The organism is Mesorhizobium sp. J428 (assembly GCF_024699925.1).
GTDB lineage: Bacteria > Pseudomonadota > Alphaproteobacteria > Rhizobiales > Rhizobiaceae > Mesorhizobium_A.
This window is the reverse complement of record NZ_JAJOMX010000001.1, coordinates 749890-765208: the sequence shown is the minus strand read 5'-3', so window position 1 is coordinate 765208 and position 15319 is coordinate 749890. Positions and strand designations below refer to the sequence as shown.

Sequence of the window (15319 nt, the reverse complement as noted above, 5' to 3'; positions counted from 1 at the left end):
AGCAATAACCCCAAGTGGGGTGTCAATCAACCCCATTCGGGGTGGATGGAGAAGATTTTATTCAAATGGGAGACGACGCCGACGAAGAAGCGTTTCTGCAGCGAATTCGCGACGCCATACAGGCCGGAGGAGGTGTTCCCGCCATGGCTGAGCGCACAGGAATTCCGAAGAAGACGCTTGAGAAGTATCTTGCGAAGAGCAGGACAGCGTCGTTTGCAAACGCGACAAGGATCGCAGCAGCTGCTGGTATCCCGATCAGCGTTCTAGCAGGCGAGCCACTTGTGCAGATGCAGACGCAAAGCATCGTCACAGCTGTCGTTCCGGCCGAGGCAATGCGCGTCGTCGACCAGGTCCTGCGCCGGGTCTATCGCGAAGACGGCGTGAAGCTGCCGGCCGACGCGCTTATGCCCGAGACGATCCGACATCTGCAGGCGCTTGTTTCCCGTATGGACAATCCGGCCGACGAGGCCGAGGCGCGCTCGTTGGCACCATGGCTGGAAAACCGGATACGAACCGAACTGAAAGCGGCAGCCGCCGCGCCCGGCACCGGCAAACGCGAGGCTTCCTAATCGTCCGCTAGATCTCGTGGGATGGCGTGAACGCAATAAACGCACTTGCCCGCGCGATCGCGGGCTTAGGCACGGCAACAATAGAGAATGATCACGCGCCGCTGGCCGTCAGTATGTGTCCAATGGTCTCCCCCAAGCCCCTTAGCAGGCTATCAGTAGCACTCTTGGAGGATCAACCATTTGAGACCACTCAAATAGTTGGCGTCGATTGCATGCCGGGATTGCGATAGTGTTGGGAACTGGGAGGATCAGATGAGAGCGTTATTTGCCCTTACGACTTTGATTGCCGCCTCTGGGGTGGCCCAGGCTCAGACGATCATCGACGACTCCAATCGCACCTTCCCCCGACCTACTTTCGAGATCGTGGTTCGTGCCTTCAACGTTGGGACGTATGATCCCGTCGCCCTGCAGTTCCGCAATCTCCGCCGCGACGGTGACATCGTCTGCGGTGAGGTGAACGGCAAGAGCCTGTTTGGCGCCTACACCGGCTTTCGCCCGTTCGGGACCGACCTCAACTTCACTGCCTTGGCGCTGACACCCTTCCGTGAAAACCGCGACACGGGATCGTTCAGTTTCGCGAAGAAGGAAGCTGGCCCGAACCTGCTGTCCACGATCGCAGAAGTTTGTCGCGTGCCGATGTAGCGGTCTTCCGGATTTCGGACCTCGATGGGTGGAGACCTTGCTGTGAAATGCAGCTGAGCCGAAAGCAACAAGAGTTCCCACCTCGCCACAATTCACGTGTGGCCGGGGCGTGCAGTTATCTCAATGCTTTCAGTATCTTGCGGCGATTCCACGCAAATGTGGCAAGGTGGGAAGCGATTTCCCACCTCGGATTGATTTCATTGCGTTTTTCGGCACCGGAATCCTGCTTTTTTCGCCTTTTCAAAGTTGCGCGCCGCCCCAACGCCGCCTACCGCCCCTTCGCCCGCAACCCTGTGGATTTCCAGCATTTTTCGCCTGATCCCGGCTGTTCCCGCCTAATCCCGGTAAATGCCATGTGTTCTTGCGCGTTACACGTCTTCATCGCCCTTCCCCCGACAGATGTCAGCGGCGGATTGGCATACCCAATACAATCGTCGTTTGTGGCAGGGGAGGTCTTCGACAGGAGCCAGAAGGAGCGCCGCGTCGACAAGGTCCGCTCTGCGCCTCGCTCCGACGCTCATGCATGGCGTGCGGTTTGCTGGTTCTCGGTTCGGTTGCGAAGGCGTTTTGGCTTCTCGCGAGATACCTCAAAAGCCCGGGAAGTCTCTGCCGGCTGTTGCTAGCTTGTTGCTGGGTTTTGGCCGAGCGCTCCTCGCGCGAGCTGGCAACACTAAATAATCCAACTAAATCATGAAGTTCGAATGGTGGGCGTGACAGGGATTGAACCTGTGACCCCTACGATGTCAACGTAGTGCTCTCCCGCTGAGCTACACGCCCATCCGACGCGGCGCATACATCATGCCTGACGCCGGGCGTCAATAGCCAAATGGCGGGGAAATGAGCGCGCCCAGCGGAGCCGGGCAGGGGGCGGGCGGCGCTCAGGCCGCCTGCAGCATCTTCTCGACCTCGTTGACGAGATCGCGCAGGTGGAAGGGCTTCGACAGGACCTTGGCGTCGCGCGGAGCCTTCGAATCGGGGTTCAAGGCGACGGCGGCGAAGCCGGTGATGAACATCACCTTCAGGTCCGGGTCGATCTCGGTCGCGCGGCGGGCGAGCTCGATGCCGTCCATCTCCGGCATGACGATGTCGGTCAGGAGCAGCGAGAACGGCTCCTCGCGCAGCCGCTCGTAGGCCGATGCGCCATTGTCGAAATCGGAGACGTCGTAGCCCGCCCTCTCCAGCGCCTTCACGAGGAAGCGGCGCATGTCGTCATCGTCTTCCGCAAGGAGAATTCGTGCCATTGTCCCGTCCGAATCACATGTGCAGGCGGATGAAAACCCGCCCGTTAACCATGTTCTGTATATGAAAGGCGGCGGGTAAATATCAAGTGAACGCGCGCGCCCACTGCCGGCAGCCGCACTGGACAGGACGCCGTGCGGGTGGCACGGTGCGGGAACTGCCGGCATGGCCTATCCAACCGACCGAAGATTGATGAACGCAGGCGCGGACTTCGCTGAAACGACACCCTTTTTCGAGATCGCGCCCGCGGATCCTGTCGTTCCCTTCGTCTTCAACTCGCCCCACAGCGGTAGCTATTACCCGGAGCGCTTCCTCGGCATGATCCGCCTCGACGGCGAGGGCATCCGCCGTTCGGAAGACTGCTATGTCGACGAACTCTTCGCCGGCGTCGCCTCGCTCGGCGCACCGTTGCTCGCCGCCAACTTCCCGCGCGCCTATCTCGACGTCAACCGCGAGCCGTGGGAGCTCGACCCGCGGATGTTCGCCGAACCCCTGCCGCCGTTCGCCAATGCGCGCTCGGCGCGTGTCGCGGGCGGGCTCGGCACCATCCCTCGTATCGTCGGCGAGGGTCAGGACATCTATTCGGGCCGGTTGCCGCTGGCGGAGGCGCTCTCGCGCATCGACCTGTTCTACAAGCCCTATCACCAGCGCCTGCGCAGTCTCCTGATGCGGGCGCATTCGCATTTCGGCCGCGCGATCCTGATCGACTGTCACTCGATGCCGGCCTCGATCCGGGTGGGGGAGGCGGGGCTGCGGCCGGATTTCATCCTCGGCGACCGGTTCGGCGCATCGGCGGCGGGGCCGCTGTCGGAACAGGCGATCGCGATCCTGACCTCGATGGGCTACACGGTCGCCCACAACAAGCCCTATGCTGGCGGGTTCATCACCGAACACTACGGCCGGCCGGGCAAGGGCCTGCACGCGATGCAGATCGAGATCAACCGCGGCCTCTACATGAACGAGCGGACCTACGAGAAGTCGGCCGGCTTCGAGGCGTTGGCGGAAGACCTGACCGAGTTCTCCGCGCGGCTGATGGCATTTGCCGACTTCTTCTTCGACCGCCCGGCGCTCGCCGCCGAATAGCCGCCCGCATCCGCTCCGGCCGGACAAAAAAAGACCGCATCGTTCGCACGACGCGGTCCAAGTCTAGGGAGGAAACGCCCAAGGAGGGCATAGACGGGCGAACCCGTCTGTCGTTACAATCTTGCTGCATTGCACAAATGTCAAGGCGAAACGCTTAAAAATAATTCACACTGATTTGCCTGCCTCCAAATGTGGCAGATAGGCAACGAAACAGGGGGATACATGACCGTCAGCGCCGACTTCATGCGCCGGCTGGCCGCCGTCGCGGCCGCGGAGACGCTGCCGCGCTTCAGGATGGAAGGCTCGATATCCAACAAGGAAGCGTCGGGGTTCGATCCGGTGACGGAGGCCGACCGCGAGGCGGAGCGCGCCATCCGGGCGCTTATCCTATCCGAATATCCCGGCCACGGCATATTGGGCGAGGAGCACGGCGCGGAGAACATCACCTCCAGCCATGTCTGGGTCATCGATCCGATCGACGGAACCCGCGCCTTCATCTCCGGCCTGCCGGTGTGGGGCACGCTGGTAGGCCTGACGATCGAGGGCGACGCCAAGGCGGGGCTGATGTCGCAGCCCTTCACCGGCGAGCTCTTCTACGCGCTCGGCGACGGCGCGCATTTCGAGGGGCCCGGCGGGCCGCGCAGGCTTGCGACGCGCGCGACGGTGGCGCTTTCCGACGCGACCCTGTTCACCACCACGCCGGCGCTGTTCAAGGGCGCGATGCGCGAGCGCTACGACCGGCTGGAAGCCTCGGTGCGCCTGCCGCGCTACGGCACCGACTGCTATGCCTTTGCCATGGTGGCCGCCGGGCATGCGGACATCGCGGTCGATGCGGGCCTGCAGGCCTACGACATCGTCGCGCTGATCCCGCTGATCGAGCAGGCGGGCGGCGTGGTGACGACCTGGACGGGCGGGGCAGCCGAAGGCGGCGGCGACATCCTCGCCAGCGCCAATCCGGTCCTGCATGAGAAGGCGCTGAAACTCATCAACGGCTGAGCGCGGTCAGTCCTCGGCGTCTTCGCCGGGTATGAACGCGTCGAAGGCCGCCCAGAACTGCTCCCGATAGATGTCGGCTTCCTGCAGGATTTCGTGGCGCGCGCCGTCGATCGTGACGACCGATCCGGACCGCATCGTCCGCGACAGGGCCTCGATGGCCGGCGTCGACACGACCTCGTCGCCGCCGGCGGCGACGAACAGCGTCGGAATGTGCAGTTTTGCCGCGAAATCGGGATCGCGCACGCGCTCGGCCGCGACGCAGGCCGCGTGCACCCATGCGACCGTCGGCCCGCCCATCGCAAGATGGGGCGCTTCGTTGAACAGGGCGGTGTTGCGGGCGAAGCGGGCGAGATCGGTCGTCAGCTTGTTCGCGGCGAAGGGATAGCCACCCTTCGGGCGCGGGCCGCCGGAGACGTAGAGCGTGCCGAGGCCGAGGCTGTAGAGGAAAGCGGTCATCCGGCGCAGCGCCGTCATCGAGACCGGCAGACCGACGAATTCGACCAACGGCGCCACGAGGACCATGCGCCGCACGCGGTTGAAAAGGCGCGGGGTCGCGAGCAGTCCGATCAGGGAGCCGGTCGAGTGGCCGAGGATGTAATAGGGGCCGCGGCAGTCCGGCAGGACGACATCGTCGAAGAATTTTTCCAGATCCGAGACGTATTCGTCGAAACTCGTCACATAGCCGCGGGCGCGGTCACGCAGCAGCCGCTCCGAATCGCCCTGGCCGCGCCAGTCCATGATGGCGGTGCCGAAGCCGCGCGCAGAGAGCCCCCGGATCGTCTCGAAATACTTCTCGATGCACTCGTTGCGCCCGGCGAGGATGACGACGGTGCCTCTCAGCGGCCGCGTCTGCGCCGGGAAGCGGGCATAGCGGATGGATCGGCCGTCATGGGCGGAAAAGCGTTCGACCTCGCCCCAGTCGGGCGCGGGGTTTTCGGGAATGTCGACCAGAGATTCGGTCATTGAAGAATCCGGTGGCACTGCGATCCTTGATAGGGAGGACGGCCGTAAAAGCAAAGCCTCCGAAGGCTCGGGGCATGTCAAAGGCGCCGAGGTAACCGTCGGATGTCGAGCGGTCCCGCATCCTCGCGATCGGTAAAAAATGGCCGGAAGCGGACATGCCGCCTCCGGCCGATTCAAGCCCGGGTGGAAGGGACGATACACCCGAACCGGGATCGCAGGCCCCGATCGACCCTTGATCCATGGTCGAACTCTAGACGTTCCGGCCTGAACGGCATCCGAAGCGGCGGTTCATCCTGCGTTCATCGAAGGTGGAGCGAAAAATCCTTGAAATCGCAAAATGCCGTTCCCAAATCACTGTCGTGGCCGCCTTGAAGGGGTCACTGGCCGACAGGAAACGCCGCTACGGGTTTTCGAGAGTCGGTCATCACGCAAGACTTGTTGCTCAAGGGAGAACACCCATGCGTTCTGTTGATTTTTCGCCGCTCTATCGTTCCACCGTCGGCTTCGACCGTCTCTTCTCGATGCTGGACCAGATCGGCCAGCCCGACGGCGGCCAGACCTACCCGCCCTACAATATCGAGCGCACCGGCGAGGACGCCTACCGCGTCACGATGGCGGTTGCCGGCTTCGGCGAGAACGAGATCTCGATCGAGGCTCACCGCAACGTGCTGACCGTCAAGGGCGAGAAGTCCGAGGAAAGCGCCAATGAGGGCTCGGAGCTGCTCTATCGCGGCATCGCGTCCCGCGCGTTCGAGCGCCGCTTCCAGCTCGCCGACCATGTCGAGGTAACGGGCGCGACGCTGAAGAACGGCCTGCTCCATGTCGATCTGAAGCGGAACATTCCGGAAGAGATGAAGCCGCGCAAGATCGCGATTGCGACCGCGGCCAAGCCTTCGAAGCAGATCGAGGCCAAAGCGGCCGCGTAATCCAGCCTTCACGGCACATCATGGCGGCGCCTTCGGGCGCCGCTTCCGTTTCCTACTCCCGCAGGAAATCGGCGTGGCGGTGCACCAGCCGCCACTCGCCGTTTTCGCGGCGGAACAGTTCGGTCACGCGCAAGTTCATCGGGACGGCCTTGCCGTCCAGGTCGACGATCGCCCGCTGGATGCCGCACCAATAGGCGATGTCGCCGCCCTCGGCAGACTGCATCACGTCCAGCCGGCTCTCTCCATCCGACCCGAACCGCGAGGCGCCCGCCTGGTAGGATTCGACGATCGCGCTCCTGCCGGCGAGCACCTTGCCGTCGGGGCCGAAGAAGGTCGACGGCTCGGTTTCGGAGGCCATGGCTTCGACCTTGTCGGACCGGCCGCGCACATACGCTTCGGCCGCGGCTTCGCGCCGGTCCATGAATTCCGCGAATGAGGACATCGTGTGGCTCCTGTTCCGTCACTGGCGATCCGCCCATGACACAACTAGGAGGCCCGGGTCCGCCCAGCCAGCAGGGGCGGGCGGAGCTCCTGACAATCCGGTCAGGATCTATTTCGACATCAAAAGCCTGCGGAACGCGTCGATATCCTCGTCGCGGGTGGCGAAGCTCGTCACGAAGCGGCAGAAGGTCTCGTCGTCGGCGACCGGCTCCTCATAGGATGCAGGCGTCGCCCAGGGGTAAAAGCGGGCGCCCTGGGCGTTCAGCTCTTCCATCAGTGCGCGCGGCATCACGGCGAAGGCCTCGTTCGCGTCCGGCGTCCAGGCAAGCTTGACGCGGTTGGACGAGGAGAGCACGTCCGCCAGCCGCTTCGTCATCGCATTGGCGTGGCGGGCGGAGGCGAGCCACAAATCCTCGGCGAAATAGGCCTCGAACTGGGCCGCGATGAAGCGGGATTTCGAGAAGAGATGCGCCGACCGCTTGCGCAGGAAGGGGATCTCGGTAGCCTTTGCCGGATCGAGGACGACGAGCGCCTCCGCGCACCAGCAGCCGTTCTTGGTGCCGCCGAAGGAAACCAGGTCGACGCCGCGCTTCCAGGTCATTTCCGCCGGCGTAGTCTCCAGCGCCACGAGCGCATTGGCGAAACGCGCGCCGTCCATGTGCAAGGGCAATCCGTGGGCGTGGGCGATCCCGGCCACCGCCTCGATCTCGTCCAGCGAGTAAACTGTTCCGACCTCCGTCGCCTGGGTGATCGAGACCGCCATGGGCTGGCCGGAATGAACGACTCGGGCCGAATAGCGATCGATCGCCGCGGAGAGCGCGTCCGGGCTGAATTTGCCGCGCGCGCCCGTAACTGGACAGAGCCGGATGCCTCCGGCGAGAAACTCGGGCGAGCCGCACTCGTCGACGATCATGTGCGCCTCGGAATGGCAGAAGGCCACGCCGCCCGGCCTGTAGCAGGCGGCCATGGCGAGCGAGTTCGCGGCCGTGCCGGTGCCGACGAAGAAGACGGCGACATCGCGTTCGAAGATCCGGCTGAACGTGGCGTCGACCGCCTTGTCGAGGTCGCTCGTCCCGTAGGCCGGTGCGAAGCCTCCGGCGTGTCTGACGAGGCTCTCGGCGATGGATGGATGGGCGCCGGCCCAGTTGTCGGAGGAGAAGATCATGCTGGCCCCTGTTCTGCGGTGCGGCGGGACACTGTTCGTTCAGATCGTCTTGTGCAAGCGTCTTTCGGCGGGCGACGGTCAGCGGCCGGCTTGCCGTCCGGTGCGGCATTTGCGCCTGCCGGCCTGTGGCGAAAGAAAATTTCCAGTGACCGCACGCCTCATGCATTAAAAATACGCGGCCTGACCTCAACCTTTGCAATTCGGTCTTGTGTGGCCGCCCGATTTCTGCCATACAAAATATAGGACAGCACTACTGTCTTAATTATCGTCGTTACGATGGCCGGAATTGGCGTATCATCGCGCCATTCCGGCCTTGCGCGCGATGGGTGCGGGGACCGATTCCCCGATCGAACAGGAGGATGAAGCGATGACGGACATGACGCCATCTCTGACGACGGAGCTTGCTGCCCGTACGCAGGGCAATGCGCGCGCCGTCAAAACGCAGCCGGGCCGCGTCGGCCTCTATGATCCGCGCAACGAGCACGACGCCTGCGGCGTCGGCTTCATCGCGCAGATGAAGAACGTCAAGTCGCACCAGATCGTCAAGGACGGGCTGTTCATACTCGAAAACCTGACGCATCGCGGTGCGGTCGGGGCCGATCCGCTGATGGGCGACGGCGCGGGCGTGCTCGTCCAGATCCCGGACAAGTTCTTCCGCCGCGAGATGGCGGCGCAGGGTGTCGAGCTTCCGCCGGTCGGCCAATATGCCGTCGGCCATTGGTTCATGCCGCGGGACGAGGCGAAGCGCCTCCACGTCGAAGACCTGATTCGCGAGAGCGCTGCCTCGGAAGGCGTGCCGCTGCTCGGCTTCCGCGACGTGCCGGTGGACAACGAGTCGCTGTCGAAGGCGCCTGACATCGCAGCCGCCGAACCGGTGCACCGGCAGGTCTTCTTCGGCCGCCCCGCCGAGGCCTCGTCCGACGACGAGTACGAGCGGTGGCTCTATATCCTGCGCAAGGTGATCTCGGGGCGGCTCTACCACGAGCACGACAACAAGGACGTCGGCGCGTACTGCGTGTCGCTGTCGTCGCGCACCATCGTCTACAAGGGCATGTTCCTCGCCTACCAGGTCGGCGCCTACTACAAGGACCTCTCGGATCCGGACTTCGAATCCGCGCTGATCCTCGTCCACCAGCGCTTTTCGACCAACACCTTCCCGTCGTGGAAGCTGGCGCATCCGTACCGCATGGTCGCGCACAACGGCGAGATCAACACGGTGCGCGGCAACGTCAACTGGATGGCGGCGCGGCAGGCCTCGGTCGATTCGGAGCTGTTCGGCAACGACATCTCGAAGCTGTGGCCGATCTCCTATGAGGGGCAGTCGGACACGGCCTGCTTCGACAATGCGCTCGAGTTCCTGACGCAGGGCGGCTATTCGCTGGCCCATGCGATGATGATGCTCATCCCCGAGGCCTGGGCCGGCAACAAGCTGATGGGCGCCGACCGCAAGGCGTTCTACGAGTATCATGCCGCGCTCATGGAGCCGTGGGACGGGCCGGCGGCGGTCGCCTTCACCGACGGTCGCCAGATCGGCGCGACGCTCGACCGCAACGGCCTGCGGCCGGCGCGCTATATCGTCACCGACGACGACCGGGTGATCCTGGCGTCCGAGGCCGGCGTGCTGCCGGTCGAGGAGAAGCACATCGTCAAGAAGTGGCGGCTGCAGCCCGGCCGCATGCTTCTGATCGACCTGCAGGAAGGCCGCATCATCTCCGACGACGAGGTCAAGTCGCAGATCGCCGCGAAGCATCCCTATCGCGACTGGCTGAAGAACACGCAGATCATCCTCGAGGACCTGAAGCCGGTGGCGCCGCGCGAGCCGCGCCGCGACGTGACGCTGCTCGACCGCCAGCAGGCCTTCGGCTACACGCAGGAAGACACCAAGATCCTGATGTCGCCGATGGCCACTACCGGCCAGGAGGCTGTGGGCTCGATGGGCACCGACACGCCGATCTCGGCCATGTCGGACAAGTCGAAGCTGCTCTACACCTATTTCAAGCAGAACTTCGCACAGGTCACCAACCCGCCGATCGACCCGATCCGCGAGGAGCTGGTGATGAGCCTGGTGTCCTTCATCGGACCGCGGCCGAACATCTTCGACCTGGTCGGAACCTCGCGCAAGAAGCGGCTCGAAGTGCGCCAGCCGATCCTCACCAATGGCGACCTGGAAAAGCTGCGTTCGGTCGGCCACACCGAAGACCGGTTCGACACGAAGACCATCGACATCACCTACTCGTCCTCCGAAGGGGCGGCGGGCATGCACGGTGCGCTTGAGCGGCTGTGCGAGCGCTCCGAGGCGGCGGTCGCGGGCGGCTACAACATCATCATCCTGTCCGACCGCCAGGTCGGGCCGGACCGGATCGCGATTCCCTCGCTGCTCGCGACGGCGGCGGTGCATCACCACCTGATCCGCAAGGGTCTGCGCACGTCGGTCGGCCTCGTCATCGAGACCGGCGAGCCGCGCGAGGTGCATCACTTCTGCTGCCTCGCCGGCTACGGTGCGGAGGCGATCAATCCGTATCTGGCTTTCGACACGTTGCTCGACATGCACAAGCGCGGCGAGTTCCCGCCGGAAGTGGATGCGGGCGAGCTCGTCGGCCGGTTCATCAAGTCGATCGGCAAGGGGATCCTGAAGGTCATGTCCAAGATGGGCATCTCGACCTACCAGTCCTATTGCGGTGCGCAGATCTTCGACGCGGTGGGTCTCAAGTCCGAGTTCGTCGATCGCTACTTCGCCGGCACCGCGACCACGATCGAAGGCGTCGGCCTGGACGAGATCGCCGAGGAGACGGTGCGCCGCCACTCGGACGCCTTCGGCGACAATCCTGTGCTGCGCAGCGCGCTCGACGTCGGCGGCGAATACATGTTCCGCATGCGCGGCGAGGCGCACATGTGGTCGCCCGACGCGGTCGCGACCCTGCAGCACGCGGTGCGCAAGAAGTCGTGGGAGACGTTCAAGGAATATTCGGCCGAGCTCGACAGCGCCGCGGCGCGGGCCAAGACCATTCGCGGCCTGTTCAACATCAAGCTGGCTGAGGATGCCGGCCGCAAGCCGGTGCCGCTGGAAAGCGTCGAGCCTGCGTCCGAGATCGTCAAGCGCTTCTCGACGGGTGCGATGTCGTTCGGCTCGATCTCGCGCGAGGCGCATACCACGCTCGCGATCGCCATGAATCGGATCGGCGGCAAGTCGAACACGGGCGAGGGCGGTGAGGAGCCGGACCGCTATAAGCCGCTGCCGGACGGCTCTCCCAACCCGGAGCGCTCGGCCATCAAGCAGGTGGCCTCGGGCCGCTTCGGCGTGACGGCGGAGTATCTCGTCAACTCCGACATGATGCAGATCAAGGTCGCGCAGGGCGCCAAGCCCGGCGAGGGCGGCCAGTTGCCCGGCCACAAGGTCGACGCAACCATCGCCAAGACCCGGCATTCGACGCCGGGCGTCGGCCTGATCTCGCCGCCGCCGCATCACGACATCTACTCGATCGAGGATCTCGCGCAGCTGATCTTCGACCTGAAGAACGTCAATCCGGCCGCCGGCGTGTCGGTCAAGCTCGTCTCGGAAGTCGGCGTCGGCACGGTCGCCGCCGGCGTCGCCAAGGCGCGCGCGGACCACATCACGGTCTCGGGCTATGACGGTGGCACCGGCGCCTCGCCGCTGACCTCGCTCAAGCATGCCGGCTCGCCCTGGGAAATGGGCTTGGCCGAGACGCACCAGACGTTGGTGCTGAACGGCCTGCGCAGCCGCGTGGCGCTTCAGGTCGACGGCGGGCTCCGCACCGGCCGCGACGTGATCGTCGGCGCGCTTCTCGGCGCCGACGAGTTCGGCTTCTCGACGGCGCCGCTGATCGCGGCGGGCTGCATCATGATGCGCAAGTGCCACCTCAACACCTGTCCGGTGGGTGTGGCGACGCAGGATCCGGTCCTCCGCAAGCGCTTCAAGGGCACGCCCGAGGACGTGATCAACTTCTTCTTCTACGTCGCCGACGAGGTGCGCGAGCTGCTCGCCCAGATGGGCTACACGCATCTCGACCAGATCATCGGCCAGTCGGACCTGCTGGAGAAGCGGGCGGTGATCGATCACTGGAAGGCGAAGGGGCTTGACTTCACGCGCATGTTCTACAAGCCGGACGCGCCGAAGGAAGAGACCTACTGGACGCAGACCCAGAAGCATCCGATCGACGACGTTCTCGACCGCAGGCTGATCGCCGAGGCCGAGCCGGCGCTCGTCGCCCGGCAGCCCGTGACGATCGAGGCGACCATCCGCAACGTCGACCGCTCGGCCGGGGCGATGCTGTCGGGTGAGGTCGCCAAGCGCTTCGGTCACAAGGGGCTTCGTCCCGATACGATCAACGTCAAGCTGACCGGAACCGCCGGGCAGTCTTTCGCGGCTTTCCTGGCGCGTGGCGTCTCGTTCGAGCTGGTGGGCGACGGCAACGACTATGTCGGCAAGGGCCTGTCGGGCGGCCGTATCGTCATCCGTCCGGCGGACGATGCGCGGATCGTGGCGGAGGACTCCATCATCGTCGGCAACACCGTGCTCTATGGCGCGACGGAGGGCGAGGCCTACTTCCGCGGCGTCGCCGGCGAGCGCTTCGCCGTGCGCAACTCGGGCGCCATCACGGTCGTCGAGGGCGTGGGCGACCACGGCTGCGAATACATGACCGGTGGCGTGGTGGTCGTGATCGGCAAGACCGGCCGCAACTTCGCGGCGGGCATGTCGGGCGGCATCGCCTATGTGCTCGACGAGGCGGGCGACTTCGCCGAACGCTGCAACATGGCGATGGTGGACCTGGAGCCGGTGCCGGAAGAGGACGAATTGCTCGAAAAGCTGCATCACCATGGCGGCGACATCGCCCATATGGGCCGCGTCGACGTGTCCGGGGACATGACGCGGCACGACGACGAGCGGCTCTACCAGCTCATCTCGAACCACCTGCATTACACGGGTTCGACGCGGGCCAAGCACATCCTCGACAACTGGGCGGAGTTCCGGCCGAAATTCCGGAAGGTCATGCCGGTCGAATATCGCCGCGCGCTGATCGAGATGGAGCGCTCGCGCATGGGGGTCGCGGCAGAGTAAGGGTCCGTTGAAATAGAGCGACTTATGGCATATGCTTTGTCATATGCCATAAGGAGAGGTTCGGTGAACGCACACGACAACAAAACGCGCACCGCCAGCCTTTTCCGCAATGGGCGGAGTCAGGCGGTGCGCATTCCTAAGGAATTCGAGCTTGAGGGAGATGAAGTCACGATCAGCAGGCAGGCCGACGGCAGCCTTACGATCTCACCCGGCAGGAAACGGAGGTCTCCTCGCGAGCTCATCGACTGGTTGCGGCAGCAACCGCCGCTGACCGACGACGAGTTTCCGGAAATAGAGGATTTCCCGCCCGACCCGGTGGACCTGGACCTTCCGAAGTGAGGTATCTGCTCGACACGAATGTGGTCTCGAACATCTACAAGTTTCCGAATGGTGCCGCTGCAAATCGGGTGCGGAACTTGGAAGTGGGAGACCTCGGAACCAGCATCATCGTGGCTGCCGAACTGAGGTTTGGTTACACGAAAGCGGATTCGCCCAAGCTGGAGCGGCTGATAGAGCAGACCCTGGCAAGTTTTGAGATCGCACCTTGGGATACGCCAGCCGACTTTGCATACGCGCGCATACGGACATTGCTGGAACGCACAGGCAGGATAATCGGCCAGAACGACATGCTTATCGCCGCTCACACGGTGGCACTCGGGGTGACGCTGGTGACGGACAACGAACGCGAATTCGATCGCGTTCCCGGACTGAAAGTAGAGAATTGGCTGCGGGATGCTCCCGTGGATCGTGAGTAGGAACTTCGATGGGCAAGGTAACAGGCTTTCTTGAGATCGACCGGCAGGTGCACAAGTACCAGCCGGCCTCCGACCGCATCCGGCACTTTCGCGAATTCACGCTGCCGATGTCGGACAAGGAGGTCGAGAAACAGGCCGCGCGCTGCATGGATTGCGGCGTGCCCTATTGCCACGGCCCGACGGGCTGCCCGGTCCACAACCAGATCCCGGACTGGAACGACCTCGTCTACAATGGCGACTGGGACAACGCGATCCGCAACCTCCATTCGACGAACAACTTCCCGGAGTGGACCGGCCGCATCTGCCCGGCGCCCTGCGAGGAGGCGTGCACGCTGAACCTCGAGGACATCCCGGTCGCGATCAAGACGATCGAGCAGGCGATCGCCGACAAGGCCTATGACAGCGGCTACATCGTGCCGCAGCCGGCGGCCGCGAAGACGGGCAAGAAGGTCGCCATCATCGGCTCGGGGCCCGCCGGCATGGCGGCGGCGCAGCAGCTCGGCCGCACCGGGCACGAGGTGCATGTCTACGAGCGCGAGAGCCGTCCGGGCGGGCTGATGCGCTTCGGCATTCCCGACTTCAAGATCGAGAAGCACTATATCGACCGCCGCGTCGAGCAGATGCAGGGCGAGGGGGTCACCTTCTTCTGCAACGTCAATGTCGGCGTCGACAAGCCGCTCGACGAACTGATCGCCGAGTATGACGCGGTGCTCTATTGTGGTGGCTCCGAAAAGCCGCGCCCGGCGGGCATTCCGGGCACGGAATTCGCCGGCGTGCACGATGCGATGCCGTATCTCGTGCAGCAGAACAAGCGCGTCGGCGGCGAGCCGATCGCCTCCGTCGCCTGGGCGGCGGATCCGATCCTCGCCAATGGCAAGCATGTGGTGGTGGTCGGCGGCGGCGACACCGCATCCGACTGCGTCGGTACGGCGTTCCGCCAAGGCGCCGTCCGCGTCACGCAGCTCGACATCCGCCCGCAGCCGCCCGTCAAGGAAGACAAGCTGACAGTGTGGCCCTACTGGGCGACCAAGATGCGCACCTCGTCCAGCCAGGCCGAGGGCGCGGAGCGCGAGTTCCAGGTCGCGACGCTGGAGTTCATCGGCGAGGACGGCGCGCTGACCGGCGTGAAGTGCTGCGAGGTCGACGAGAAGCGCAAGCCGATCGCCGGCACCGAATTCGTCATCCGCGCAGATCTCGCCTTCATCGCGATCGGCTTTGCCGGACCGATGGAGAACGGGCTTGCGTCTACGGCCGAAGGGCTGAAGCTCAACCGCGATGCGCGCGGCTCGACCAATGTCGTGGCCAACGACAAGGACTATCGCACCTCTGTCGACAAGCTGTTCGCCGCCGGTGACGTGCGGCGCGGCCAGTCGCTGGTCGTCTGGGCGATCCGCGAGGGCCGGCAGGCCGCCCGCGCGATCGACGAGCATCTGATGGGATCTTCGGTCCTGCCGCGATAGGCT

Annotated in this window: 13 protein-coding genes and 1 tRNA gene; 9 read left to right on the top strand and 5 right to left on the bottom strand. The window is 64.4% G+C overall.

Features of this window, described 5'->3' with window-relative positions; genetic code table 11:
- The first annotated feature begins 41 nt into the window (after positions 1-41).
- Entirely contained in the window at positions 42-569 is a 528-nt protein-coding gene (locus tag LRS09_RS03910; RefSeq protein ID WP_257804379.1) for a hypothetical protein, read from the top strand.
- Positions 570-821: 252 nt separating this feature from the next.
- The gene (locus LRS09_RS03905) at positions 822-1211 is read left to right on the top strand and encodes a hypothetical protein (protein ID WP_257804378.1); all 390 of its coding nucleotides are present in this window, start codon (positions 822-824) and stop codon (positions 1209-1211) included.
- A 702-nt stretch (positions 1212-1913) separates the two neighbouring features.
- Here the strand turns inward: LRS09_RS03905 and LRS09_RS03900 are convergent.
- Positions 1914-1988: transfer RNA gene (locus LRS09_RS03900), tRNA-Val, on the bottom strand.
- A gap of 101 nt (positions 1989-2089) precedes the next feature.
- On the bottom strand, positions 2090-2452 hold the full coding sequence (cpdR, locus tag LRS09_RS03895) for a cell cycle two-component system response regulator CpdR (protein ID WP_085466356.1): 363 nt from the start codon (positions 2450-2452) through the stop codon (positions 2090-2092).
- Between the two features lie 163 nt (positions 2453-2615).
- Here cpdR and LRS09_RS03890 point away from each other — a divergent pair, with 163 nt between their 5' ends.
- Both LRS09_RS03890 and hisN read left to right on the top strand, forming a co-directional pair.
- On the top strand, positions 2616-3533 hold the full coding sequence (locus LRS09_RS03890; RefSeq protein WP_374684805.1) for an N-formylglutamate amidohydrolase: 918 nt from the start codon (positions 2616-2618) through the stop codon (positions 3531-3533).
- A 222-nt stretch (positions 3534-3755) separates the two neighbouring features.
- On the top strand, positions 3756-4529 hold the full coding sequence (hisN, locus tag LRS09_RS03885) for a histidinol-phosphatase (protein WP_257804376.1): 774 nt from the start codon (positions 3756-3758) through the stop codon (positions 4527-4529).
- A gap of 6 nt (positions 4530-4535) precedes the next feature.
- Here the strand turns inward: hisN and LRS09_RS03880 are convergent, their stop codons facing one another.
- Positions 4536-5492 carry an alpha/beta fold hydrolase gene (locus tag LRS09_RS03880; protein WP_257804374.1) on the bottom strand — a complete coding sequence of 319 codons (957 nt, stop codon included), beginning with the start codon at positions 5490-5492 and terminating at the stop codon, positions 4536-4538.
- 458 nt (positions 5493-5950) lie between these two features.
- Here LRS09_RS03880 and LRS09_RS03875 point away from each other — a divergent pair, with 458 nt between their 5' ends.
- Positions 5951-6418, top strand: a complete 468-nt coding sequence (locus tag LRS09_RS03875; protein ID WP_085466353.1) for an Hsp20 family protein — start codon at positions 5951-5953, stop codon at positions 6416-6418.
- Positions 6419-6470: 52 nt separating this feature from the next.
- On the opposite strand, the gene LRS09_RS03870 is transcribed toward LRS09_RS03875, so the two are convergent.
- Complete coding sequence (locus LRS09_RS03870; RefSeq protein WP_257804371.1) at positions 6471-6860, bottom strand: nuclear transport factor 2 family protein; 390 nt, start codon at positions 6858-6860, stop codon at positions 6471-6473.
- 108 nt (positions 6861-6968) lie between these two features.
- Positions 6969-8024 (bottom strand): low specificity L-threonine aldolase, encoded by a 1056-nt coding sequence (locus tag LRS09_RS03865; protein ID WP_257804369.1) that lies wholly within the window; start codon positions 8022-8024, stop codon positions 6969-6971.
- Between the two features lie 367 nt (positions 8025-8391).
- On the opposite strand from LRS09_RS03865, the gene gltB reads away from it, so the two are divergent.
- The 4 genes from gltB to LRS09_RS03845 all read left to right on the top strand — a co-directional run bounded on the left by gltB (position 8392) and on the right by LRS09_RS03845 (position 15316).
- On the top strand, positions 8392-13101 hold the full coding sequence (gene gltB / locus LRS09_RS03860; RefSeq protein ID WP_257804368.1) for a glutamate synthase large subunit: 4710 nt from the start codon (positions 8392-8394) through the stop codon (positions 13099-13101).
- 63 nt (positions 13102-13164) lie between these two features.
- Positions 13165-13440: an antitoxin gene (locus tag LRS09_RS03855; RefSeq protein WP_257804367.1), complete on the top strand. Its 276-nt coding sequence runs from the start codon at positions 13165-13167 to the stop codon at positions 13438-13440.
- Positions 13437-13856: a type II toxin-antitoxin system VapC family toxin gene (locus LRS09_RS03850; RefSeq protein ID WP_257804366.1), complete on the top strand. Its 420-nt coding sequence runs from the start codon at positions 13437-13439 to the stop codon at positions 13854-13856. Before LRS09_RS03855 ends, LRS09_RS03850 begins: the two co-directional genes overlap by 4 nt.
- A gap of 8 nt (positions 13857-13864) precedes the next feature.
- The gene (locus LRS09_RS03845; RefSeq protein ID WP_257804365.1) at positions 13865-15316 is read left to right on the top strand and encodes a glutamate synthase subunit beta; all 1452 of its coding nucleotides are present in this window, start codon (positions 13865-13867) and stop codon (positions 15314-15316) included.
- Positions 15317-15319: the final 3 nt, after the last annotated feature.